The organism is Actinomycetospora sp. 2LY8.5 (assembly GCF_057180585.1).
This window is the reverse complement of sequence record NZ_JBXUHE010000017.1, coordinates 28,040-50,507: the sequence shown is the minus strand read 5'-3', so window position 1 is coordinate 50,507 and position 22,468 is coordinate 28,040. Positions and strand designations below refer to the sequence as shown.

Genomic DNA, 22,468 nt, shown 5'->3' with positions numbered 1-22,468 from the left:
GGCCCGTCGCCGACCCGAGCCGCCCCGTTCATCCCCCCGTCGCTCGGACGGCATCTCCGGCTGGCCTCATGGGGGACGTGAACCAGCGTCCCGCCTCCGGCGCGGCAGCTCCCGCTTCGCTTCGTGCCGCCCGCCCTCGCGCCCGCGTGCTCGTCTCCGTGTCCGGCCTGGGCCCGGGCGCGCCGCTCGACGCGGCCGTCGCACTCGCGGACGCCCTCGACGCCCGTCGCGTGCCCGCGACCTGGCTGGTCGGGCCACGCCCGCACCCCGAGGTCGCCACCTGGGCCACCGCCCGCCGCCGCGTCGGCGAGGCGGTCCTGCTGCACGGGACGCGGCCTGACGTGGGAGGCGGCACGAAGCGGTCAGGGGAGCGCGCCGAGAGGGCAGCTGCCGCCCCGGCGGCGCGTCACCGTCGGCCCTACCGGCGCCTGCCCGCGCACGAGGCCGGCCTGCGTCTCACCGCCGCCCTGCGCTCCCGGGACGCCCTCGGTCTCGCGGTCGACGGGTTCGCCGCGCCGGGCTGGGCGGTCTCGGCCGGCATGCGCACGGCGCTCGCCGCCGCGGATCTCGGTCTGCTCGTCGACGACGCCGGCGTCCACCGCCTCGGCCCGGACGGCGCCGTCACCAGGTCCTGGCGCGGGCCCGTCGCCGGCATCGCGTCGCGGCGCCCGGCGCGCCGGCGCCTCGAGCCGGACCTCGTGCACCTGGCCCTGCCCGTCGGCGTGTCCCTCGCGACCGCGGAGGCGCTCGTCGACGCCGCCCTCGCCGGCGGAGCCACGCCGCTCGGAGCGGGCGAGCTCGTGCCCCGCCGCGGCCCGCGTCGCCCCCGTGTCGCCGGTGACCCGGAGCACTGGTCGATCACCGCGTAGACCTACGTGAGCACTTTCCGGTGCCATAGCCCGGGAAAGTGCTCACGTGGTGAAGGGCGTCCCGCGCGGGGCGACGCGGACCTCGGTGCCCTGCGGGGCGAGGTTGCGGAACATGCCGTAGTGCAGCTCGGGGTTCGCGAGCACGGCCTCGTGGATCGGCACGGCGAGCCGCGGGGCGACCGCGCGCAGGTAGTCGACGGCCTCGGAGACCTTGAGCCACGGCGCCGCGGTGGGCAGGAGCAGCACGTCGGGGGTGCGTTCGGGCACGGTGAAGGCGTCGCCGGGGTGCAGGACGGTGCCGTCGAGCAGGTAACCGTTGTTCCGGATCCGCGGGATGTCGGGATGGATCACGGCGTGGTCGCGGCCGATCACCTCGATGCTCGCGCCGCCGACGGTGAACGTCTCGCCGGGCTCGCGGACGGTGTGGGCGATGTCGTGCTCGCGGAGCTGTTCGGCGGTCCCGGGGTCGACGATCAGCTCCGCGCCGGGGTTGCGCGCCAGCAGCGCGGGCAGCGTGTCGACGTCGAGGTGGTCGACGTGCTGGTGGGTGATCAGCACGGCGTCGAGGCCCTCGAGCGTCTCGTACCCATGCGAGAAGACGCCGGGATCGAACAGCAGGCGGGCCGAGCCGGTATCGGCGACGACGCACGCGTGGCCGAGGTGTGCGAGTTCCACGCCACCCCGGTACCCCGCGAGCGTCCCGGTAACCTGGACGGCGTGGCACGCGTGATCGTCGATGTCCTGCCGAAGGCCGAGATCCTCGACCCGCAGGGCCAGGCCGTGGCCCGTGCGATGGGTCGCCTGGGGGTCGACGGCGTGGCCGACGTCCGCCAGGGCAAGCACTTCGAGCTCGAGGTCGACGACACCGTCGGCGACGCCGAACTGGAGCGCATCGCCGGCACGTTGCTGGCCAACCCGGTGATCGAGGAGTGGGTCGTGCGGAGGGTGTCGTCGTGAGTTCGGAGACCGAGCATCCAGGGGAGCACGCCGACAGGGGAGCTCGACCATGAGTCGGATCGGGGTCATCACCTTCCCCGGCACCCTCGACGACGTCGACGCCGCCCGCGCCGTGCGCTACGCCGGCGCCGAGGCGGTCCCGCTCTGGCACGACGACGCCGACCTGCGCGGGGTCGACGCGGTGGTCGTGCCCGGCGGGTTCTCCTACGGCGACTACCTGCGCGCGGGCGCGATCGCCGCCCGCTCACCGGTGATGGGCCCGGTCGTGGAGGCCGGGCGCGCGGGGATGCCCGTGCTCGGCATCTGCAACGGGTTCCAGATCCTCTGCGAGGCGGGCCTGCTGCCCGGCGCGCTCGTGCGCAACCACGGCCTGCGGTTCCTCTGCCGCGAGGTCGGGCTGCGCGTCGAGGCCGACACCGCCTGGACCTCGGGGTTCACGGTCGGCCAGGAGATCACCGTGCCGCTGAAGTCGGGCGAGGGCCGCTACGTCGCCGATGCCGCGACGCTGGACGCGCTCGAGGCCGAGGGCCGCGTGGTGTTCCGCTACACCGAGCCCGCGCCCAACGGCGCGCTGCGCGACATCGCGGGCATCAGTTCGGCCGACGGCCGCGTGGTCGGCCTCATGCCGCACCCCGAGCACGCCATCGACGCCCTGACGGGTCCGGGTACCGACGGCCTGGGGCTGTTCACCTCGGTGCTGTCCCAGCTCACGGCAGCAGCGTGACGCGGAGCTCCCAGAGGTCGGCGTAGACGAGGAGCATCCGCCCGCCGAGGTGCAGCACGATGCCGCGCATCTCGTCGGGGCGCTCGACGTGGGTCAGCAGGCGCGAGACGTCCTCGACCGCCTCGCCCACGACCTCGTCGAACGGCTCGTCCAGCGAGACGTCGCGCCCGCCGGGCTCGGACGGCTGGGCCGCGGGGAGCAGCGGCACGATCGTGTCGCCCCTCGCACCGGGCGCGAGCGCGAGCGCGACGACCCCGCCGTCGCCGTCGCCGATCAGGAACTCGAGCATCCCGGCGGACGCGTCGACGTGCGGGCGCACGCTCTCGGGAACGCGGCCCGCGAACTCGAGGTCATGGCGGCGGACCCCGAGGAGTTCGCGGTCGAGGACGAGGTGGAGCCGGGCGAGGGCGTCGCCGGCTCCCGGCGTGCCGGCCGCGTCACCGGAGGCCGATCCGGTCGCCGAGGAGACGGAGGCGGTGGTCATGGCTCCATGATGTATCGAGGGTCCGACACCCCCGGGATTTGAGTGGCACACCCTCGCCGTGTCGCGGCGAAACGTCGGCGGCGTACCACGAACGGCCATCCGATCGAGCGAAGAGCGGTGAGAAATAGGCCATGTGGCGGTGCACACGGTGGGCGTGTGGTCGATGTCGGTCGATGGAGTCGGTGACATCACGGCCCCGGTGTTCACCGACCGCACAACGTGGGCGAGGACACGCTCGCCGCGCGGCGTCGTGTCGCACATCGAGTGACAGCCCTCACACGGCTTCGCTGACCGCCCGTGGCCGGCTCCCCGTACGGCCCCGGTCGCCGCTCGCCGGGGACGCCTACCCTCGTCGGCGTGACCGCTGCCGATCCAGCGCCCGTGCAGTCCTCTCCTCCCGCTCCGTCGTCGGTCCCGCCCGTCGACACGGTCGAGCACGCCGTCGCCACGCCCGACGAGACCCAGCCGCACACGGCGCTCGGCCTGCGCGACGAGGAGTACGCCCGCATCCGGGACATCCTCGGCCGCCGGCCCACCGAGGCCGAGCTGGCCATGTACTCGGTGATGTGGTCGGAGCACTGCTCCTACAAGTCCTCGAAGGTCCACCTGCGCCGCTTCGGCGAGACGACCACCGAGGCCATGCGCGCGCGGCTGCTCGCCGGGATCGGGGAGAACGCGGGGGTGGTCGACGTCGGTGACGGCTGGGCGGTCACGTTCAAGATCGAGTCGCACAACCACCCGTCGTACGTCGAACCGCACCAGGGGGCGGCCACCGGTGTCGGCGGGATCGTCCGCGACATCATGGCCATGGGCGCCCGCCCGGTGGCGGTGATGGACGGGCTGCGGGTCGGCCCGCTCGACGCCCCGGACACCGCGCGCGTGCTGCCCGGCGTCGTCTCCGGTGTCGGCTTCTACGGCAACTGCCTGGGCCTGCCGAACATCGGTGGCGAGGTCGTGTTCGACCCGAGCTATTCCGGCAACCCGCTGGTCAACGCCCTGTGCGTCGGCGTGCTGCGCCACGAGGACCTGCACCTGGCCTTCGCCTCGGGGGCGGGCAACAAGATCGTGCTCTTCGGCGCGCGCACGGGTCTCGACGGCATCGGCGGGGTCTCGGTGCTCGCCTCGGAGACGTTCGCCGAGACCGAGCCTTCTGAAGGAGGGGCGCGGCGCAAGAAGCTGCCGAGTGTGCAGGTCGGTGACCCGTTCGCCGAGAAGGTGCTCATCGAGTGCTGCCTCGAGCTCTTCGGCGCTGGTCTCGTGGTCGGCATCCAGGACCTCGGCGGCGCGGGGCTGTCGTGTGCGACGAGCGAGCTCGCCAGCGCCGGCGACGGCGGCATGCACGTCGACCTCGACACCGTCCCGCTGCGCGCCGCCGACATGACGGCCGCCGAGATCCTCTCCAGCGAGTCGCAGGAGCGGATGTGCGCGGTGGTCACGCCCGAGAACGTCGACGCGTTCATGGCCGTGTGCCGGCGCTGGGACGTCACCGCCACCGTCATCGGCGAGGTCACCGACGGCGACCGCCTGCGCATCACCCACCACGGCGAGACCGTGGTCGACGTGCCGCCGCGCACGGTCGCCCACGACGGCCCGGTCTACGAGCGCCCCTACGCCCGCCCCGGCTGGCAGGACGCGCTGCAGGCCGACTCGGTCGGCGGTCGGAGGCCCACCTCGCCGAACGAGATCGCGGAGCAGATCCGCGCGCTCGTCGCCTCGCCCGCGCTGGCGCCGCGGACCTGGGTCACCGAGCAGTACGACCGCTACGTGCGCGGCAACACGACGGCGGCGACCCCGGCCGACGCCGGCGTGGTGCGCGTCGACGAGGCCGGCGGGCGCGGCGTCGCGGTGTCGATCGACGCCAACGCGCGCTTCTGCCAGCTCGATCCGCGGACCGGCGCCCAGCTCGCGCTCGCCGAGTCGGTGCGCAACGTGGCGTCGTCGGGCGCGGTGCCGGTGGCGGTCACCGACTGCTTGAACTTCGGGTCCCCCGAGGATCCGGCCGTGATGTGGCAGTTCGCCGAGGCCGTCGCGGGTCTCGCCGACGCCTGCGCGGCCCTGAGCCTGCCGGTGACCGGCGGCAACGTGAGCTTCTACAACCAGACCGGCACCGCGGCGATCCTGCCGACGCCGGTGGTCGGCGTGCTCGGGATCCTCGAGGACGTGGCGCGGGCCGTGCCGCACGGTCTCGGCGAGCCCGGCGACGCGGTGTGGCTGCTCGGCGAGACCCGCGACGAGCTCGACGGCTCGACCTGGGCCGGTGTCGTGCACGACCACCTCGGCGGCCGCCCGCCCGCCGCGGACCTCGTCGCCGAGGCCCGCCTCGCCGCGCTGATGGCGGGGGCGGCGGCCGACGGCCTGCTCTCCGGGTCCCACGACCTCTCCGACGGCGGCCTCGCCCAGGCGCTCGTCGAGGCGGCGCTCGCCACCGGTCGCGGCGCGTCGGTGACCCTGCCGCCGGCGCCGGGCCTCGACCCCGCGACCGTGCTGTTCTCCGAGACGGGCGCGCGGATGCTCGTCACCGTGGCGCCGGGCGACGAGCCGGAGCTCGCCCGCCGGTGCGTGGAGGCGGGCCAGCCGGCCGCGCGACTCGGCGAGGTCGGCGGGGACAGGCTACGCATCGAGGGCGTCGACGACCTCCCGCTCGCGGAGCTCCGCGCCCTCGGCGAGGCGACCCTCCCCGCCGTCCTGGGCTGAGCACGCGCGCCGTGCCCGTTGATCACTCGTTGTTCTCCCAGCCCGCTCTCCCCGCCGAGCGAGCGCGTGGCGTTACGGACATTGAACGTCAGCGACGCCACGCCGCTGACATCTCCACGGCGGCGACGAACGCGCGGCCGTAGCGGCGGTAGCCGCGACCGTTGGGGTGGGCGAGGTCCGGCCCGACCTCCCAGAGCCGCATCCGGTGCGTCGCGGCCTCGAGCGCGACGGGGCGCAGGGCCGGGCGGGCGGCGATCACCTCGCGCGCGACGGCCGCGAGCCGGATCCCGCGCCGCCGCGGCGCCCCGCGCTGCAGGTCCGGGACGTCGGCGACGAGCGCGCCGGCGGGCAGCGCCGCGCAGACGGCGTCGAGGTCGCGGCGGAAGTCCTCGGGCGCGACGCCCTGGGCGGCGTCGTTGGTGCCGATCGCGAGCGCGACGAGGGCCGCCCCGGTCGGCACGGCAGGCAGCTGCGAGGCGAGGACGTCGGCGACGGTCGCCCCGACGACGGCGAGGTTGAGGACGCGCACGCGTACGCCCTCGCGCGCCTCGATCGCGTCGGCGAGCCGACCTACCCACGACCGCTCCGGGTGCACGGCGCCCATGCCCTGGGCGAGCGAGTCGCCGAGCGCCACGAGCAGCACCTCGCCCGGGCTGCGCCGGCGGCGTCGCCAGTACGCGGCGTGGTCGGTCTCCATGGTCGTCGCGAGCTTCAGCCGCCGCGCCTGCACCAGCACCAGGCCGAGCGCGAGGACCAGGACGAGCGGGCGCAGACGGGGCACGTCTCTATCCTGGTCGACCGTGCCCCGCCGAGCCCCGGACCCCGCGCAGGTGCGGGCGGAGCTGCTCGCGGTCGCCCCCTGGGTCCGCGACCCCGAGGCGCACGAGCGCCCGCCCCGCCCCGTGTTGGCCGCGGCCGTCCGGTCGTCCCTGCGCACCCTCGAGCACACCGCTCCCGGGCATTCGGTCGAGGTCCGCGTCCCGCCGTTCGGCGCTGTCCAGTGCGTCGAGGGGCCGCGCCACACCCGGGGGACGCCGCCGAACGTCGTCGAGACCGATCCGGCCACCTGGCTCGGCCTCGCGCTCGGCCTCCTGCGCTGGGAAGAGGCCGCAGAACGGGTATCCGCCTCAGGGCACCGGGCGGCGGAGATCGCGTGGTGGCTCCCGGTGGTGGACGTTCACCAAAGGGGTGAAGACGGCTGAGCCGTCCTGGTTGCGCCCGTACGATGCCCACTACCGACGGACACGTGCCCGACAGGGGGGAGGCCCGGTGCAGCGGCCGAGCTGGGCTCCCGAGGACGTGGACATCGACCGTCCCAGTGCCGCCCGGGTCTACGACTACTACCTGGGCGGAGGCCACAACTTCGCGGTCGACCGGGCCATGGCCGCCCGCGCGATCGCCGACTGGCCCGAGCTCCCGCGCATCATGCAGGCCAACCGCGCCTTCCTGCGCCGCGCCGTGCGCCACCTGGCGGAGCAGGGGATCGACCAGTTCCTGGACATCGGGTCGGGCATCCCGACGGTCGGCAACGTGCACGAGGTCGCCCACGCGACCAACCCCGAGGCCCGGGTGGTCTACGTCGACATCGACCCGGTGGCCGTCGCGCACTCCCGCGCGATCCTCGCCGACGACCCGCGCACCGGCGTCGTCCAGGGCGACTTCACCGAGGTCGGGACCGTCCTCGACGATCCGGTCACCCGATCGCTGATCGACCTCTCCCGCCCGGTCGCGGTGCTGGTGGTCGCGCTGCTGCACTTCGTCGGCGACGAGCGCCGTCCCGGCGAGGTGCTCGCCCGCTACCGCGAGGCGATGCCCCCGGGCAGCCACCTGGTCGTCAGCCACGCCAGCGCCGACGGCGCCCCCGACCGCGCCGACGACCACCAGGCGCTCTACCGGCGCACCGCGACGCCGATGCGGATGCGCACCCGCGACGAGGTCGCGGCGCTCCTCGACGGCTTCGCGCTCGTCGAGCCGGGGCTGGTGTTCCTCCCCGAGTGGCGGCCCGACGACCCGTCCGCCGCCCTCGAGCACCCCGAGCGCTTCACCGGTTATGCGGCCGTGGGGCGTCGTGACTGAGCGGGACGGGACGCGCAGCGGAACTGAGGCGGACCATCGAGAAGGACGTGGCGGCCCGTCCGACCCCGTCGACGCCCTGGCCACGGCGTGGGCCGACGAGGTGGAGGGGACCAGCTACGTCCCGATGGCGGCCGACGAGCTGCAGGCGCACCTGCGCGAGCTCGCCGCGCTGGTGATCGACGCCGTCCTCGTCGATCCGCCCCGGCCCGACGCGGGGGCCGAGGTCGGCCGGCGCCTCGTGTCGGCGCACTTCACGGGGCCGGAGACGCTCGAGCGCACCGTGCTGCTGCTCGCCGAACAGCTCCCCACCCTCCTCGACCCGGCGGTGCTCCCGGCCGTCCACGCGCTGACGGGCACGCTCGCCGGCGGCTACGCGGCCGCCCTGCGCGACCGGACCCTCGACGAGCAGGAGGCGATCCGCCGGGCGGTGCTCGCGGCGCGGCATCACACCGAGCAGGCCCTGCACGCCAGCGAGGCCCGGTTCCGCGCCATGTTCCACGAGGCCGCGATCGGCATCGGCCTGGGTGACATGAACGGCCGGATCCTCGAGGTCAACCCCGCGATGACGCGGATGTTCGGGCACACCGCCGACGAGTTCCGCCGCCTGACCGTCGGCGACCTCACCCACCCCGACGACGCGCCCTCGGTGTGGCGGCTCTACGAGCGCCTGCTGCGCGGGGAGATCGACAACTTCCGCCTCGAGAAGCGGTTCTTCCGACGCAGCGGCAAGGAGATCGTCGGCCACCTGACGCTGTCGCTGGTGCGCGACACGGAGGGGCGGCCCACCTACCAGCTCGCCATGCTCGAGGACGTCAGCGAGCGGCACCGGCTGCAGGAGAACCTCGAGTACCAGGCGTACCACGACCCGCTGACGAAGCTCGCCAACCGCGCGAAGTTCACCGAGCGCCTGGAGCGCGTCTTCACCCGCGAGGCGCCGGACTCGCTGCGCCGGGTCGGGGTCTGCTTCCTCGACCTCGACGGCTTCAAGACGATCAACGACAGCCTGGGCCACAGCGTCGGCGACCGCATGCTCCAGGAGGTGGCCCGCCGGCTCGGGGCGTGCGTCACCGAGGGCGAGCTGGTCGCGCGCATGGGCGGCGACGAGTTCGTCGTGCTCGTCGAGGACTCCCACGGCGTCGATCGCCTCGTCGGCCTCGCCGACCGCGTCCTCGCCGCCCTGGCCCCGCCGCTGCCGCTGGCCGGCCAGGAGCTCGTCGTCGGCGCGAGCATCGGCGTCGTGGAGCAGGCGGTCCGCGAGACCACCGCATCCGAGCTGATGCGCGCCGCGGACATCACGCTCTACACCGCGAAGGCCGAGGGCCGCGGGCGCTGGGCCGTCCACGACCCCGGCCGCGACGAGGCCGAGACCGCCCGGTTCACGCTGTCGGCGGCCCTGCCCTCGGCGGTCGCGCACGACGAGTTCTTCGTGCTCTACCAGCCGCTGGTCTCGCTGGCCGACCACCGCATGCGCGGGGTCGAGGCCCTGGTCCGCTGGCAGCACCCGCGCCTCGGGATGCTCTCGCCGTCGCTGTTCATCGGCCCCGCCGAGGAGACCGGCATCATCGTCCAGCTCGGCAGGCGGGTCCTCGAGTACGCGTGCCGCGACGCCCGGGCCTGGTACGACGAGTTCGGCGACGCCGCGCCGTTCGTCAGTGTCAACGTCGCCCAGCGCCAGCTCGCCGAGCCGGGGCTGGTCACCGAGGTGTCCGCGCTGCTCGACTGCACGGGCCTGCCGCCCGACCGGCTACAGGTCGAGCTCACCGAGCGCGCGCTGACCATCGACGAGGGCGCCCCGCTCAAGGCCCTGGACGGGCTGCGCGCCATGGGCGTGCGCATCGCCGTGGACGACTTCGGCACCGGCTACTCGAACCTGTCCTACCTGCGCAAACTGCCCGTCGACGTGATCAAGCTCGACGGCTCGTTCGGCGAGGGACTGCGCGAGGAGGAGCTCTCCGACCTCGTCGACGAGCGCATCGTCGGCACCCTCGTCGCGCTCGGGCACGCCCTCGACCTCACGGTCACCGCGGAGGGCGTGGAGACCGGGCCGCAGGCGGCGCGACTGCGCGCGCTCGGCTGCGACGAGGGCCAGGGGTGGCTGTTCGCGCCCGCGCTGCCCGCCGCCGACATCGCCCGCATGGTGCGGTGCGGGGCCCCGCTCGGGGACCCGGCGGCGCGCCCCGGCGGCGATCTCCTAGGTGCCTGACGGCGCGGGCTGAGACGCGGATCGCGGCGCGTCCTGCCCACGGGTCCCCCGCCACGCGTAGTCTGGGGCCGGCACGACTCGTGGCACCCCGTCGACAAGGAGCCGTCCCGGTGGACGAAGCCGGAAACGATCCACGGCCCACGTCAACCACCACCTCGCCCCCGGACGAGCCCCCCGCCTTCGACGAGGGGCCCAAGGAGGAGTGCGGCGTCTTCGGCGTGTGGGCGCCCGGCGAGGAGGTCTCGAAGCTCACGTACTTCGGGCTCTTCGCTCTCCAGCACCGTGGCCAGGAGGCCGCCGGCATGGCGGTCAGCGACGGCCGCCAGATCGTGGTCTTCAAGGACCTCGGGCTGGTCAGCCAGGTCTTCGACGAGCAGTCGCTGTCGTCGCTGCGGGGCCACCTCGCGGTCGGCCACACCCGCTACTCGACCACGGGCTCGCCGACCTGGGAGAACGCCCAGCCGACGTTCCGCACCACCGCGGCCGGCACGGGCCTCGCGCTGGGGCACAACGGCAACCTGGTCAACACCGCCGAGCTGGTACGTCGCCGCGACGCGCTCACCGCGGTGGGCGCGGGGCACGGCAACAGCAACGGCAACGGTGGTGGCAACCGTCGCCCCCGCTCCGCCCTCGACGGTGCCACCACCGACTCGGACGTCGTCACCGGCCTGCTCGCCGACGCGGCCGCCGACCTCGGGGTCGAGGAGGCGGCGCTGCGGCTGCTGCCCGACCTCCAGGGCGCCTTCAGCCTGGTGTTCTCCGACGAGACCACGCTCTACGCGGCCCGCGACCGCCACGGGGTCCGCCCGCTGGTGCTCGGGCGCCTCGACCGCGGCTGGGTCGTCGCCTCGGAGACGGCGGCGCTCGACATCGTCGGCGCCTCGCTCGTGCGCGAGGTCGAGCCCGGCGAGCTCATCGCCATCGACGCCGAGGGCCTGCGCAGCTCGCGCTTCGCCGCCCCCGAGCCCAAGGGCTGCATCTTCGAGTACGTCTACCTCGCCCGCCCCGACACCTCGATCGCCGGTCGCGGGGTGCACTCCGCCCGCGTCGAGATCGGGCGCCGCCTGGCCGACGAGCACCCGGCCGAGGCCGACCTCGTCATCCCGGTCCCCGAGTCGGGCACCCCGGCGGCCATCGGCTACGCCGAGCGCTCCGGCATCCCGTACGGCCAGGGTCTGGTGAAGAACGCCTACGTGGGTCGCACGTTCATCCAGCCCTCGCAGACGATCCGCCAGCTGGGCATCCGCCTCAAGCTCAACCCGCTGCGCGAGATCATCCGCGGCAAGCGCCTCGTGGTCGTCGACGACTCGATCGTCCGCGGCAACACCCAGCGATCCCTGGTGCGGATGCTGCGCGAGGCCGGCGCGGTCGAGGTGCACGTGCGCATCGCCAGCCCGCCCGTGCGCTGGCCCTGCTTCTACGGCATCGACTTCGCCTCGCGCGCCGAGCTCATCGCCAACGGCCTCGAGGACGAGGGCGTGCGCCGCTCGGTCGGCGCCGACAGCCTTGGCTACATCTCCGAGGACGGGCTCGTCGCGGCCACCGACCAGCCGCGCTCGCGCCTGTGCACCGCCTGCTTCTCCGGCGAGTACCCCATCCCGCTGCCGTCCGACGCGATGGTGGGCAAGCACTTGCTCGAGGACGTCACCGGCGCCAGCTGCGGCGACGGCGGCTCCGGCGGGCCGGTGGTCCACCACGGCCACGGCACCAACGGTGCCGGGATGCCGCGGGAGACGGAGCGGAGCGGAGCTCGACCCGACATGCTGGGCACGCCGGGTTACGGTGCCGAGGACGCCCTCAGTCGTCCCTAGAGGACGGTCTCGACGGTCGAGCTCCTGCTCCGCGTCGTCTCCCGAACCCCTGCCGCATGCCCAGCGAGGATCCCCACCGATGACCCACGCCCCCGACAACCCGGACGCACCGCAGGCCAGCTACGCGGCGGCCGGAGTGGACGTCGAGGCCGGTGAGCGTGCGGTCGACCGCCTCAGGCCGCTCGCCAAGTCGACCTCGCGCGCGGAGGTCCTCGGCGGCATCGGGGGGTTCGCGGGGCTGTTCGCGCTGCGCAGCGGCAAGTACCGCGAGCCCGTGCTGGCCGCGTCCACCGACGGCGTCGGCACCAAGCTCGCCGTCGCGCAGGCCGCTGACAAGCACGACACCGTGGGCCGTGACCTGGTGGCGATGGTCGTCGACGACCTCGTCGTGTGTGGTGCCGAGCCGCTGTTCCTCCAGGACTACCTGGCGATCGGCAAGCTCGTCCCGGAGAAGGTCGAGAAGATCGTCTCGGGGATCGCCGAAGGCTGCCGGTTGGCCGGCTGCGCGCTGCTCGGCGGCGAGACCGCCGAGCACCCCGGGGTAATGGAGCCCCACCACTACGACCTGTCGGCCACCGGCGTCGGGATCGTCGAGGTCGACGGCATGCTCGGGCCCGACCGCGTCCGTCCCGGCGACACGGTCGTCGCCATGGCCTCCTCGGGCCTGCACTCCAACGGCTACTCGCTCGCACGGCAGGTGCTGCTCGAGATCGGACGCATGTCGCTCGACGGCCACGTCGAGGAGTTCGGCCGGACGCTCGGCGACGAGCTCCTCGAGCCCACCCGCATCTACGCCCGCGACTGCCTCGCCGTGGCCGCCGAGACCGACGTCCGCACGTTCGCCCACGTCACGGGCGGCGGCCTGTGCGCCAACCTCGCCCGGGTCCTGCCCGCGGGTCTCACCGCCGAGTTGGACCGCACGACGTGGACGCCGGCGCCGGTCTTCAAGCTCATCGCCTCCCGCGGGCGCGTGACCCGCGAGGAGATGGAGAAGACCTTCAACATGGGCGTCGGCATGGTCGTCGTCCTGCCGCCCGACGACGTCGACCGCGCCATGGCGGTGCTGACCGCCAAGCACGTGCCGTCGTGGGTGCTCGGCGAGGTGCGGGCGACCACGGAGGCCGACGGGGCGCCGGTCGACGCCGGGCACGCGGTCCTGCGGGGCGACCACCCCCGCTTCTAGCCCGTCGCGCCAAGAAGGTGCGGCACCCAGCGCTTCTTCGTCGCGCTGTCTACCGACCTTCGGCGCCCTCCGAAGCATGCCTCAGTCGTCGGGCATGAGCTCCGAGTGGAGCTTGAGGACCCGCTGGCCGTCGGACTGCTCCAGCACGTGGGCCGGGTTGTCGTCCGAGCCGTTGCGGGTCTTCTTCGTGCCGCTATCGGCGTGCTGTGTCTTCACGGTGCGCTCGACGCGTTCGGTGTGGACCTCCTCCACGGTGGCCTCGGCCTGGCCGGGGCCCCCGTTCCACTGGACCTCGTCGCCCTTGCTGGACGCCTTCGTCACGGGTGCTCCTCGCACTCGTCGGGTGCCGCTCGCTGGTGAGCGGTGGACGGGCGCGGTCACCCGCCCGGGAACCGGCGAAGCACGCCGTCCCCGAGCGGATCACCCCGTGTCAGCGCAGAGCGGAGGTCACCGCTCGTCGTAGCTGTACTCGCCCCAGCGCGCGTCGACGGGCTCGTCGTCGTCGGAGCGGGGGGAGAAGCGGTCGTCGCCGCTGCCCAACTCTCGCTGCAGCGCGTCGAAGTCCGTGTTCGGGGAGCTGTACTTGAGCTCTCGGGCCACCTTCGTCTGCTTGGCCTTGGCTCGTCCGCGTCCCATGGCTGGACCCCCTCGCACAGGGCGGGGGCGGCCGGAGCGTCTCCGGCGGCCCCCTGAAATCTGAGGTAACTCTCGTGCCCACGACAATACCGTGTGTCCGATCGGGGTCGCGACGTGACATGGCACGATCGGCGGCCGTGCCCGCCCCCTTCGTCTGCTACCTGCGCGTGTACGAACCGCTCGGTGCGCTGCGCGGGCCGTTGGCCCAGCGGGTTCGGGCCGGGCTGGCCCGTGGAGCCGTCCCCGTCGTGGACGCGGGCCGTCGCGATCGAGAAGTGTGTCTTCGCGCACAGTTGGGCGTCCCGCCTCGTCTGCTGCCCGGCGAGCGGATCGACGGCACCGCCATCGACGCCCCCGCGGACGTCCTGCTCGCCGAGGGCCCCGGGGGTGCCGCGGGGCAGGAGCCGATCGGGCCGCAGACCCTCGTCTGCCCCCTCGAGACCCGCCCGCGGGCTGCCGCGGCGCTCGTCGGCTTCCTGTCGAGCGAGACTCCGGTGCTGCGCACGGCCGCGCTGACCGCGGAGGAGTCGGTGGTGCGCTCGCGCGCCGAGGCCGTCGTCGCCGAGCTCGGCGACTCCGCGACCCATATTGTCTCGGCGACCTGGACGGTCCCGCTGCCGTGGTTCGCGCTGGTGGAGCCCGCCGAGCGGATCCTCGTCCTGCCCAGCGACGATGCCGTCACCGCGCCGGAGGCCCCGACGCGCCGCTGCTACTGGCGGGTGCCGATGGCCGACGCCCTGACCCGCGCCGACGCCGCCGCGGACCTCCTCGCCGACACCCTCGGCGACGACGGGCCCTCCGAGGTCCTGCGCGACACCGCCCGCTGGCTGCGCCACTTCGACCCGGGCGCGCTCGTCGAGCTGGACTACGGCGGGCTCGTGGCGCTCATGGACGACCAGACACTGGCCGCCGACACGTCCGCGGAGGACGTCGCCGAGGCGCTCGAGGCCCTGCGCGCGGGCGACGCGGAGAAGGCGATGGCGAGCTACCGGCGCTTGCGCGACTTCTGGGCCGGCCGCGCGGCCCACCAGAGAGCGAACTAGGTGCGCCTCACATGCCGCTAGGCACCCTCGCGCTCGCGGCGTAGCAGGTCGTCCACCGAGGCCGAGCCGTCGCGGTAGCGCCGGCCCATCTCGTCGTTGCAGGCGTCCATGACCTGCTGCACGCGGCCGCGGTGCTCCGACACCGAGCCCTCCTCGGCGGCGTAGGCCATGGCGGCGGCGGTGAGGTCGTCGTCGGCGAGGGTCGCGACATCCGAGAGGCCGGTGTCGGCGAGCAGGGCCTCCACGTGGCGCCGGTGCGACTCGGCGCGCGAGGGCTGGACGGTGTGGTGCCGCCCGCGGCCCGCCGACGGGCCGAGCGCGTTGTCGGCGAGGATGCGCGGCAGCTCGTCGACCAGCGACGGGCCGTCCTCGCCGCGGGCGGTGGCGACCCGGCGACGCTGCTCGAACCGGACGATGTCCATCCGCGCGTGCAGGAGACGGCGCAGGTAGGACAGGTCGGTCTCCTCCTGCGCGGCGTCGTCGCGCTTGGCGCGCACGTCGTCCAGCGGGCAGGTGGACAGGTCGGCGAGGAAGGCGGGGTCGAGCACGCGGTCGAGGCGCCGACGACCGCCCTGACGGAACTCGATCATGTGTTCATGGTCGCGCGGGCGGGTGGGGCGTGTCATCCCGCACTCGGGTCGACGCGTCGAGAGGTGCGTGTCGCGCGTGCGCCGGTCGGCAGGGGACGCCGCCGACGGTCGGGTGTCACCCGAACGTCGGCTCCGCCGACCGGTCGGCCCGATCGCCCAGCACCCCGGCCAGCCACTGCGGGTCGACGTTGCCACCGCTGACGACGGCGACCGTGCGCCGCGCGCGCTCGGCGGTCGGGAGGGCGAGCCGGCCCGCGGTGGCGACCGCGCCGCTCGCCTCGCACGGCACCCCCGCGGCGTGCAGTGCCCGGGTCGCGTCGGCGATGGCGTCCTCGTCGACGGTGACGACGTCGGCCACGAGGTCGCGTACGTGCGGCCAGGTCAGCTCGCCCAGGACGGTGGCGCGCAGACCGTCGGCGGCGGTCGCGGCCACCTGCTCGCGGGGGAACCGCACCCGCTCGCCGGCGCGCTTGCTGGCCGCCGCGTCGCCGGCGAGCACGGGCTCGGCGCCCAGGACCCGGACGCCCGACTCCCGCAGCGCCGCCGCGATCCCGCTGATCAGCCCACCGCCCCCGATCGGGACGACGACCTGCTCGACGTCCGGCCGGTCGGCCAGGATCTCGGCGCCGACCGTGCCCTGGCCCGCGATGACGTGCGGGTGGTCGTAGGGCGGGATCAGCGTCCCGCCGGTCTCGGCGACCACCGCGGCCGCCGCGGACTCGCGCTCGTCGGCGGGCACGCGGACCAGCCGGGCGCCGAGGTCGGTCATCGCGCCGACCTTCGCCGCCACCGCGTCGTCGGGCGCCACGACGGTGCACGGGACGCCGAGGTGCCGCGCGACCCAGGCGAGCGCCCGGCCGTGGTTGCCCGAGGAGTGGGTGACGAGCCCGGCCGCCCGCTGCTCGGGCGCGAGACGGCACGCGGCGTGGAAGGCGCCGCGCAGCTTGAACGCACCGACCGGTTGCAGGTCCTCGCGCTTGACCGCGAAGCCGGGCGCGAGGTCGGTCAGCGGGGTGCGGACCGCCACGCCGTCCAGCACCGCGGCGGCCGCGGCCACGTCGGACGGCCGGAGGAGGCGCGTCACCCCTTCAGGCGCCGCATCGCCGCGCGCCCCGGGGGCTCGCCGGTGTCGGGCGGGATGGAGTCGGGGTCGACCGACGCCGGGCCGGGCACGACCTGGCTGTCGTCCGAGCTCCGGTCGGAGTCGGCGGCGACCCACAAGGGGCCGCCGCCGGGGACGGCCGCCACGGCCGAGCGCTTGAGCAGCGCGAGCGCCACGGTGCCGAGCTCGTGGTGGCGCACCGCGGTGCCGATCCGGCCCACGGGCCGACCGCCCTCCTCCGCGAGCACCGGGGTGCCCGGGGGCGGCAGCGGGTCGTCGCCGGCCTGCAGGTGCAGCAGCACGAGCTGGCGCGGCGGGCGTCCCAGGTTGGCGACGCGCGAGACCGTCTCCTGGCCGCGGTAGCAGCCCTTCTGCAGGTGGACGGCGGGGCCGATCCAGCCCATCTCGTGGGGGATCGCGCGCTCGTCGGTGTCGAGGCCGAGGCGCGGCTTCAGCGCGGTGACCCGCAGGGCCTCGAAGGCGTCGTGGCCCGCGGGGCGGGCGCCGGCGCCGCGCAGCCGCGACCACCACGACCCCAGTTCGGCGCGGGCCACGATCAGGTCCGCGGCCGCCTCGTTGTCGGGGCCCGGCCAGGACATGCGGCGCACGATGCCGCCTGCCTGGGTCGAGCTCCGCTGCGCTCCGTCTCCGCCGCCGGGCAGGGCCAGCGCGGTGTGGTCGCCGTGCGGGGCCTCGACCCCGGCCGCGGTGAGCACCTCGTCGACGGCGGGGCCGACGACGGAGAGGACGGCCCACTGGCCGGTGGCGTCGGCGACCTCGACCTGCGACCAGAAGCGCATCTTCTCGAGGTAGTCGGCGAGCGCCGCGGCGCGCCCGGGCTCGACGTCCAGCCAGACCGTGTCGTCGACGTGGGCGAGGACGGCGTGGTGCTCGACGCGGCCCTGGGCGTCCAGCACGAGCGCCTCGGTGCCGGCGCCGTCGGGCAGGTCCGCGACCTGCTGGGAGAGCAGCAGGTGCAGCCAGCTCAGCCGCTCGGGGCCGGTCACGCGCAGGACGCCCCGGTGGGAGCGGTCGACGACGCCGGCGCGGCGGGCCATCGCGCGCTGCTCGTTGAACGGGTCGCCGTAGTGGGCCGGGACCGCGGCGTCGACCAGGTCCTCGGTGGCCCCGTCGGCCCCGTCGCGGGGCTGGGGGGCGACGGCCCCGGGTTCGTCGAAGGACGGGCTGGTCACGGGGTGGCCTCCTCCGCGAGCTGGGCGTCGGCACGAGCGGCACAGTCCCGACACGCGCCGGAGAGCGCGACGTGCGTGGCGTCCAGGCGGAAGCCGTGGGACCGGCGCAGGGCGGCCGCCAGGTCGTCGAGGGCGTCCGCCTCGATCTCGTCGACCCGCCCGCAGTGGTGGCAGACGAGGTGGACGTGCTCGTGCTCGGAGGTCGCGTACGTCGGCGCCCCGTGCCCGAGGTGGGTGTGCTTGACGACACCGAGCTGCTCGAGCAGGTCGAGCGTCCGGTACACGGTGGTGATGTTCACGGCCGGCGCCGTCTCCTGCACCCGTGTACAGACGGCCTCGGGCGTCGCGTGCCCGAGCTCCGAGACCGCGTCGAGCACCAGCTGACGCTGCGGGGTCATGCGCAGGCCACGACGGTGCAGCGTCTGCCGCAGTTCGGTGTCCACGCCCTCGATGGTAGGCGTCCTGACCACCCCGTGACCCCCGCCCTCGCCGCGCTCCGTGAGGGTCCGGTTCCGTGCGTGGCCGGGCCCCGGTCCCTACGATCGACAGGGTTCCGCGCCTGACCCCACGGCCGCGGAGAGGACCCGGCAGCAGGCAGGTGACGATGACGACCGGTGAGCAGGGACGCACACCGCCCGACGCCGAGCACTACCTGGACCTCTCGGGCGTCGAAGAAGACAGCCCCGGCCCGCACTTCGACGTCGTCCTGCGGGGATACGACCGGCGCCAGGTCGACGAGCACGTCGCCGGGCTGCGCCGGATGAACGCCCAGCTCCGGGCCCAGCTCGCGGTGCGGGAGCGCCGGCGCAGCGGGCCCGGCGCGGTCGACACGTCGGCGCTCGAGAGCCGCGCCTCCGACACGGTCCCGGAGGGACGGCCCGTGCCGCCCCCGGACGACCCGGGGATGGGCAACCCCGACATGGTCGGCGCCTTCAACGACCGGCTCCGCGGCATCCTGCAGGCCGCCGAGCAGGAGGCCCAGCTGGTCCGCAGCAAGGCCGCCGAGTCCCTGCTGGCCGAGCACGCCGAGTCGCGCGCCGCACTCGCCGACCTGCGCGCCCAGCGTGACGCCGTCGTCGACGAGCTGGTGCGGCTGCGCGGGCGCCTCGACGACATCGTGTCCGGCCCGGTGCGCCCGTCGGCCGTGCCGCCCGGACCGCCGCGGCCCGGGGCGCACCCCGGTCCCGGCGGGCCCGCCGGTCCGTGGCGCGGACCCGGCCGTACCGTCGGACCGCCCGCCCCGGGGCCTCGCCCCCCGACGCCCTACGGCGCCGCGCCCCCCGTCGCGCCGCCGGTCGGTGCGGACGGCGCTGTCGGCTCGCCGGTGGAGGACACGGTGACCGTGGCCGCCACGGGGGACGCGGCCGCCGACACGGCGGACGCGGTGCCGACGGTCGACCCGTCGGAGACCGCCGCCGAGACCGCCGCCGAGACCGCCGCCGAGACCGCCGCCGAGACCGCCGCCGAGGTAGGTGTCGATGTCGATGTCACCGAGGGCGCCCGGTCCGCGTCCGGACCGACCCAGGTGACCCCGTCTGCCCCGGAGCGTGCGGCAGACGGGTGACACGATCCGACGTTCCGTGACCATCGAGACCCGCGGGACGACGCCGGTCGGCGTACCGTCTTCGGTCATGGGCGTGCTCGAGTCCCCGATCACCTGGATCGTCGTGGCCGCCGTCCTCGTGGTGATCGCGATCCTGCTGCTGGTGCTGTCCGCCGTGCGGCGCCGTCGTGCCCGCCGGGCGGCCGCCGCCGCGGCGTGGCCGCCGCCGGCGCTGGAGTCGAGCCGGCCGAACCCGGACGCCCCGTGGACCGGCCCGACCCTCACCACCGAGGAGCGCGTGCGGGTGTCCACCCGGCAGCCGGTGTCCGACGTGTCCGGCCGTCCCGAGTCCGCGGCGGCGACGCGGTACGCCGAGCCCGACACCGCCCCGCTCGACGTCGACACCATCCGCGCCCGCCTCGCGGCGGAGCTCGCGCGCGCCGACGCCGAGGAGACCGAGAAGCCCGAGCTGGAGGACGCCGGGCAAGAACCGGCCGGGCAGGAACCGGTCGAGCCCGCCGCGGAGACGCCCGCGACCGGGCCGGCGACCGGCGACCAGCCGCCGCACCGGCCCCGGCACGCCGCGCTCGACGGCCCGGCCGCCGACACCACCGACACCGGGGACACCGGGGACACCGGGGACAGCACCGACACCGAGAACAGCACCGACACCGAGGACAGCACCGACACCGAGGACAGCACCGACACCGGGGACACCGGGGACACCGCCCCGGACCAGGCGACGGAAGTCGCCGCACCCGCGTCCGACACCGAGTCCGCGAAGGACCGCCTGCTCGGGGTGCTGCTGCGCGACCCGCAGGCTGCGATCGCCGCGCTCGACACCTCGGGCGGCGACGCCGCGGAGGGCGACGTGACCGCCCTGCTGCGCGCCGGCCTCAGCCCGGCACAGGTGGCTCGGCTCGTCGGGATCGACGAACGCGACCTCGCGACGGTGGTGGCGCGCGGTCTCGGTCTCCTGCCCGGCGCCGATCAGACGCCCGGCGGCGGGGTGGCCACCGGCGAGAACCGCACCGACGACCCCGGTCGGAGCTGGGCGAACGCCGCGAGCTCCGCCGGGTCGACCACGCCGACGACGGGATAGCCGCCGGTCGTCGGGTGATCGGCGAGGAACACCACCGGCTGCCCGTCGGGCGGGACCTGCACCGCGCCGCCGACCAGCCCTTCGCTGCGCAGCTCCTCGCCCCGACGCGCGGCGGCGCGGTCGAGGGGCGGCCCCTCCAGCCGGACGCCCACCCGGTCGCCGGTCGGGGCCACGGTCCACGTCCCGGCGCGCAGGCGCTCGGCGGCGTCGTCCACCCAGTCCGCGCGCGGCCCCAGGTGCAGGCGCACCCGCACGGTGTCGAGGGCCGCGGACACCCCGACCGCACCCGTGCCGACGGCAGGGATCGCGGTCGGCGGTCCGATCGGCAGGCGGGTACCGACCGCGAGGGGCGCGGGCCCGAGCCCCGAGAGCGTGTCGGCGCTGCGGCTGCCGAGCACCTCGTCGACGGCCACGCCGCCCCCGACGGCGAGGTAGCCGCGCAGGCCGGACGTCGGTGCCGGCACGATCACGACGTCGCCGGCGGCGAGATGGACGGGCTGGTGCGACGCCGTCGCCCGCTCCCGCCCGTCCCCGCGACGGATCCGCACGCCGCCGGGCGGGCCGGTCAGGGCCACCGTCATCGCCTCGGTGGCGCGCACCCCGAGCCCCCCGAGGAGGATCTCCAGCCCGGCGGCGTCGGGCGGGTTGCCGACCAGACGCTGCGCCAACGCGTGCGCCGGAGCGTCGAGGGCCCCGGCCGGCGGGACGCCGATGTGCGCCCAGCCCGGCCGGCCGCGGTCGACCACCAGGGCCTGCGGTCCGACCTGCTCGACCACGAGCTCGCGGGTCACGGTCGCCCCGCGTCCCGGAAGCGGACCGTCGTGCCGGGCACGAGCAGGGCCGGTGGGTCGCGATCGGGGTCGAAGAGCGTCGGCGCGTCCTCCGCGAGGCGCCCGATGAGGCGCCATCCGCCGGGGGAGGTGCGCGGGTACACGCCGCCGAACTCGCCGGCCACGCCGACCGAGCCCGACGGGATGCGCGGCCGCGGGGTGTCGAGCCGCGGCTGTTGCAGCGCCTCCGGGAGGCCGGCGAGGTACGCGAAGCCGGGCGCGAACCCGCCGAACGCCACCGTGAGCTCGGCGGCGGTGTGGGCGGCGACCACCTCGTCGGCCGACCAGCCGGCCTCCCGGGCGACGAGCTCGAGGTCCTCGCCGTCGTAGATCACCGGCAGCTCCACGGTGCCCGCCTCGCGGCGGGACGGCGCGTCGTCCGGATCCACCTGCTCGAGCAGTGTCCGCACGGCGCGCAGCGCGTCCCGCGCTCCGGGTGCGGTCACCAGCACGGTGTGGGCGGCCGGCACCACGTCGACGACGCCGGGCAGGTCGCCGCGGTCGAGGGCGTCGCGCAGCGCGGCGCCCACCGCGGCCACGGCACGAAGTCCGTCGAGGTCGATCAGCAGCGCCTCCGGCCCGGCCGGGAGGACCTCCACCTCAGCCGACGACGCGCCGCAGGCGGGCGGAGGTGTGCGGCTGCATGGGCTGGCCCTCCATGGCGCGCTCCTCGACGTAGGCGAGGTCGCCGTTGTCGACGATGCCGTAGAGGCGGGTCGCGCCGACGACCTCCTTCGCCGAGGAGGTCCGGGCGATCGCGTCGGTCTGCAGTTCCCAGGAGGTCTGGGTGCGGCTCTCGCCGTAGTAGAGCTCGACGATCCCGGTGTGGTGGGTGAGCAGGAGCTCGATGGTGCCGTCCTCCTGGGCCCGCCAGAAGCCGGTCTCCCGAGCGGCCGGACGCACCACGGCGCCGCCCGGCCCGTCGAGGATCCAGGCGCGGGCCTCCCACGTCAGGAACGGGCGACCGTCGTGGGCGACCGTGATCTGCTGCCCGAAGTGGAACGGGCCGTCGATCGTCGGGTAGACGACCTCGCCCTCGCCGCGCCACACCCCGACGATCGGCAGCAGCCCCAGCAGCGCGTCGTTGAGCTCGGGGCCGAGCCGCAGGTTGGCGGTGTCGTTCTCGATCGGCAGCTCCGGCCACTGCGGGAGGTTCGCGTCGCGGGTGTGCTGCGCGCGCTCCTCGGCGGCTCGGATGGCCTCGTTGCCGCTGGTGCCCTCGGGCTCGGTCATCGCGTCTCCTGGACATCATCGGAGCCGGTGATGAGCTCGTCGCGGAACAGCCGCCGCGTCAGGGCGACGCCGGCGCCGAGGATGCCGGCACTGCACGCGGCGAGCACCACCGTGTAGAACCACGCCACCGGCCCACCCTAACGACACGACACCGCCCGCCCGCCGAGCCCGGGTGGGCGTGGCGAGCGGGCGGTG

25 protein-coding genes are annotated in these 22,468 nt (G+C 75.2%); 12 read left to right on the top strand and 13 right to left on the bottom strand.

The features are described 5' to 3' along the window. The first annotated feature begins 146 nt into the window (after window positions 1-146). On the top strand, window positions 147-869 hold the full coding sequence (locus AC2A1K_RS18975; protein WP_483897866.1) for a DUF2334 domain-containing protein: 723 nt from the start codon (window positions 147-149) through the stop codon (window positions 867-869). A 42-nt stretch (window positions 870-911) separates the two neighbouring features. Here the strand turns inward: AC2A1K_RS18975 and AC2A1K_RS18970 are convergent, their stop codons facing one another. Next, window positions 912-1,544: an MBL fold metallo-hydrolase gene (locus tag AC2A1K_RS18970; RefSeq protein ID WP_483897865.1), complete on the bottom strand. Its 633-nt coding sequence runs from the start codon at window positions 1,542-1,544 to the stop codon at window positions 912-914. A 42-nt stretch (window positions 1,545-1,586) separates the two neighbouring features. Between AC2A1K_RS18970 and purS the strand changes: the two genes are divergently transcribed. Together purS and purQ are read left to right on the top strand one after the other, a co-directional pair. After that, window positions 1,587-1,826 carry a phosphoribosylformylglycinamidine synthase subunit PurS gene (purS, locus tag AC2A1K_RS18965; protein WP_483897864.1) on the top strand — a complete coding sequence of 80 codons (240 nt, stop codon included), beginning with the start codon at window positions 1,587-1,589 and terminating at the stop codon, window positions 1,824-1,826. A 49-nt stretch (window positions 1,827-1,875) separates the two neighbouring features. Then, complete coding sequence (gene purQ, locus AC2A1K_RS18960; protein WP_483897863.1) at window positions 1,876-2,550, top strand: phosphoribosylformylglycinamidine synthase subunit PurQ; 675 nt, start codon at window positions 1,876-1,878, stop codon at window positions 2,548-2,550. Here purQ and AC2A1K_RS18955 read toward each other — a convergent pair. Continuing rightward, window positions 2,534-3,034, bottom strand: coding sequence for a hypothetical protein (locus AC2A1K_RS18955; RefSeq protein ID WP_483897862.1), 501 nt, complete (start codon window positions 3,032-3,034; stop codon window positions 2,534-2,536). The two genes, purQ and AC2A1K_RS18955, sit on opposite strands and share 17 nt — an antisense overlap. A gap of 381 nt (window positions 3,035-3,415) precedes the next feature. On the opposite strand from AC2A1K_RS18955, the gene purL reads away from it, so the two are divergent. Then, window positions 3,416-5,728, top strand: coding sequence for a phosphoribosylformylglycinamidine synthase subunit PurL (purL, locus tag AC2A1K_RS18950; protein WP_483897919.1), 2,313 nt, complete (start codon window positions 3,416-3,418; stop codon window positions 5,726-5,728). An 88-nt stretch (window positions 5,729-5,816) separates the two neighbouring features. On the opposite strand, the gene AC2A1K_RS18945 is transcribed toward purL, so the two are convergent. Beyond that, a complete protein-coding gene (locus tag AC2A1K_RS18945) occupies window positions 5,817-6,509 on the bottom strand; it encodes an SGNH/GDSL hydrolase family protein (protein ID WP_483897861.1) in 693 nt (230 codons plus the stop codon). Window positions 6,510-6,528: 19 nt separating this feature from the next. Here AC2A1K_RS18945 and AC2A1K_RS18940 point away from each other — a divergent pair, with 19 nt between their 5' ends. The 5 genes from AC2A1K_RS18940 to purM all read left to right on the top strand — a co-directional run bounded on the left by AC2A1K_RS18940 (window position 6,529) and on the right by purM (window position 13,001). Then, entirely contained in the window at window positions 6,529-6,930 is a 402-nt protein-coding gene (locus AC2A1K_RS18940) for a sterol carrier family protein (protein ID WP_483897860.1), read from the top strand. Between the two features lie 67 nt (window positions 6,931-6,997). After that, the gene (locus AC2A1K_RS18935; RefSeq protein WP_483897859.1) at window positions 6,998-7,804 is read left to right on the top strand and encodes an SAM-dependent methyltransferase; all 807 of its coding nucleotides are present in this window, start codon (window positions 6,998-7,000) and stop codon (window positions 7,802-7,804) included. Beyond that, window positions 7,797-10,007 (top strand): putative bifunctional diguanylate cyclase/phosphodiesterase, encoded by a 2,211-nt coding sequence (locus AC2A1K_RS18930; protein WP_483897858.1) that lies wholly within the window; start codon window positions 7,797-7,799, stop codon window positions 10,005-10,007. Before AC2A1K_RS18935 ends, AC2A1K_RS18930 begins: the two co-directional genes overlap by 8 nt. Before the next feature lie 110 nt (window positions 10,008-10,117). Next, window positions 10,118-11,818: an amidophosphoribosyltransferase gene (gene purF / locus AC2A1K_RS18925; protein ID WP_483897857.1), complete on the top strand. Its 1,701-nt coding sequence runs from the start codon at window positions 10,118-10,120 to the stop codon at window positions 11,816-11,818. A 79-nt stretch (window positions 11,819-11,897) separates the two neighbouring features. Beyond that, a complete protein-coding gene (purM, locus tag AC2A1K_RS18920) occupies window positions 11,898-13,001 on the top strand; it encodes a phosphoribosylformylglycinamidine cyclo-ligase (protein WP_483897856.1) in 1,104 nt (367 codons plus the stop codon). A gap of 81 nt (window positions 13,002-13,082) precedes the next feature. On the opposite strand, the gene AC2A1K_RS18915 is transcribed toward purM, so the two are convergent. Next, window positions 13,083-13,322 (bottom strand): hypervirulence associated TUDOR domain-containing protein, encoded by a 240-nt coding sequence (locus AC2A1K_RS18915; RefSeq protein WP_483897855.1) that lies wholly within the window; start codon window positions 13,320-13,322, stop codon window positions 13,083-13,085. Between the two features lie 126 nt (window positions 13,323-13,448). Next, window positions 13,449-13,637, bottom strand: coding sequence for a DUF3073 domain-containing protein (locus AC2A1K_RS18910; RefSeq protein ID WP_483897854.1), 189 nt, complete (start codon window positions 13,635-13,637; stop codon window positions 13,449-13,451). Window positions 13,638-13,774: 137 nt separating this feature from the next. Here AC2A1K_RS18910 and AC2A1K_RS18905 point away from each other — a divergent pair, with 137 nt between their 5' ends. Further along, window positions 13,775-14,680, top strand: a complete 906-nt coding sequence (locus tag AC2A1K_RS18905) for a DUF8083 family protein (RefSeq protein ID WP_483897853.1) — start codon at window positions 13,775-13,777, stop codon at window positions 14,678-14,680. Between the two features lie 17 nt (window positions 14,681-14,697). Here the strand turns inward: AC2A1K_RS18905 and AC2A1K_RS18900 are convergent, their stop codons facing one another. The 4 genes from AC2A1K_RS18900 to AC2A1K_RS18885 form a co-directional block, all read right to left on the bottom strand. Continuing rightward, entirely contained in the window at window positions 14,698-15,270 is a 573-nt protein-coding gene (locus tag AC2A1K_RS18900) for an RsiG family protein (protein ID WP_483897852.1), read from the bottom strand. A 115-nt stretch (window positions 15,271-15,385) separates the two neighbouring features. Next, window positions 15,386-16,354 (bottom strand): threonine ammonia-lyase, encoded by a 969-nt coding sequence (locus AC2A1K_RS18895; protein WP_483897851.1) that lies wholly within the window; start codon window positions 16,352-16,354, stop codon window positions 15,386-15,388. After that, on the bottom strand, window positions 16,351-17,565 hold the full coding sequence (gene ygfZ / locus AC2A1K_RS18890; protein WP_483897850.1) for a CAF17-like 4Fe-4S cluster assembly/insertion protein YgfZ: 1,215 nt from the start codon (window positions 17,563-17,565) through the stop codon (window positions 16,351-16,353). The genes AC2A1K_RS18895 and ygfZ overlap by 4 nt, the downstream gene beginning before the upstream one ends. After that, window positions 17,562-18,008 (bottom strand): Fur family transcriptional regulator, encoded by a 447-nt coding sequence (locus AC2A1K_RS18885; RefSeq protein WP_483897849.1) that lies wholly within the window; start codon window positions 18,006-18,008, stop codon window positions 17,562-17,564. The genes ygfZ and AC2A1K_RS18885 overlap by 4 nt, the downstream gene beginning before the upstream one ends. Before the next feature lie 161 nt (window positions 18,009-18,169). Here AC2A1K_RS18885 and AC2A1K_RS18880 point away from each other — a divergent pair, with 161 nt between their 5' ends. Both AC2A1K_RS18880 and AC2A1K_RS18875 read left to right on the top strand, forming a co-directional pair. Then, window positions 18,170-19,129 (top strand): hypothetical protein, encoded by a 960-nt coding sequence (locus AC2A1K_RS18880; protein ID WP_483897848.1) that lies wholly within the window; start codon window positions 18,170-18,172, stop codon window positions 19,127-19,129. 16 nt (window positions 19,130-19,145) lie between these two features. Then, window positions 19,146-20,210 (top strand): hypothetical protein, encoded by a 1,065-nt coding sequence (locus AC2A1K_RS18875; RefSeq protein WP_483897847.1) that lies wholly within the window; start codon window positions 19,146-19,148, stop codon window positions 20,208-20,210. On the opposite strand, the gene AC2A1K_RS18870 is transcribed toward AC2A1K_RS18875, so the two are convergent. The 4 genes from AC2A1K_RS18870 to AC2A1K_RS18855 are packed head-to-tail and all read right to left on the bottom strand — an operon-like array spanning window position 20,099 to window position 22,401. Beyond that, window positions 20,099-21,001: a 5-oxoprolinase subunit C family protein gene (locus AC2A1K_RS18870; protein WP_483897846.1), complete on the bottom strand. Its 903-nt coding sequence runs from the start codon at window positions 20,999-21,001 to the stop codon at window positions 20,099-20,101. The two genes, AC2A1K_RS18875 and AC2A1K_RS18870, sit on opposite strands and share 112 nt — an antisense overlap. Next, a complete protein-coding gene (locus AC2A1K_RS18865) occupies window positions 20,998-21,639 on the bottom strand; it encodes a 5-oxoprolinase subunit B family protein (protein ID WP_483897845.1) in 642 nt (213 codons plus the stop codon). Before AC2A1K_RS18865 ends, AC2A1K_RS18870 begins: the two co-directional genes overlap by 4 nt. 1 nt (window position 21,640) lies before the next feature. Beyond that, window positions 21,641-22,273 (bottom strand): heme-binding beta-barrel domain-containing protein, encoded by a 633-nt coding sequence (locus tag AC2A1K_RS18860; protein WP_483897844.1) that lies wholly within the window; start codon window positions 22,271-22,273, stop codon window positions 21,641-21,643. Beyond that, on the bottom strand, window positions 22,270-22,401 hold the full coding sequence (locus AC2A1K_RS18855; protein WP_483897843.1) for a hypothetical protein: 132 nt from the start codon (window positions 22,399-22,401) through the stop codon (window positions 22,270-22,272). The genes AC2A1K_RS18860 and AC2A1K_RS18855 overlap by 4 nt, the downstream gene beginning before the upstream one ends. Between the last annotated feature and the right edge of the window lie 67 nt (window positions 22,402-22,468).

What these genes read in the sequence shown, in the direction of transcription:
- AC2A1K_RS18900 (WP_483897852.1), bottom strand. Translation starts at nt 15,270, where the DNA reads ATGATCGAGTTCCGTCAGGGCGGTCGTCGGCGCCTCGACCGCGTGCTC.
- AC2A1K_RS18860 (WP_483897844.1), bottom strand. Translation starts at nt 22,273, where the DNA reads ATGACCGAGCCCGAGGGCACCAGCGGCAACGAGGCCATCCGAGCCGCC.
- AC2A1K_RS18955 (WP_483897862.1), bottom strand. Translation starts at nt 3,034, where the DNA reads ATGACCACCGCCTCCGTCTCCTCGGCGACCGGATCGGCCTCCGGTGAC.
- AC2A1K_RS18910 (WP_483897854.1), bottom strand. Translation starts at nt 13,637, where the DNA reads ATGGGACGCGGACGAGCCAAGGCCAAGCAGACGAAGGTGGCCCGAGAG.
- purM (WP_483897856.1), top strand. Translation starts at nt 11,898, where the DNA reads ATGACCCACGCCCCCGACAACCCGGACGCACCGCAGGCCAGCTACGCG.
- AC2A1K_RS18880 (WP_483897848.1), top strand. Translation starts at nt 18,170, where the DNA reads ATGACGACCGGTGAGCAGGGACGCACACCGCCCGACGCCGAGCACTAC.
- purQ (WP_483897863.1), top strand. Translation starts at nt 1,876, where the DNA reads ATGAGTCGGATCGGGGTCATCACCTTCCCCGGCACCCTCGACGACGTC.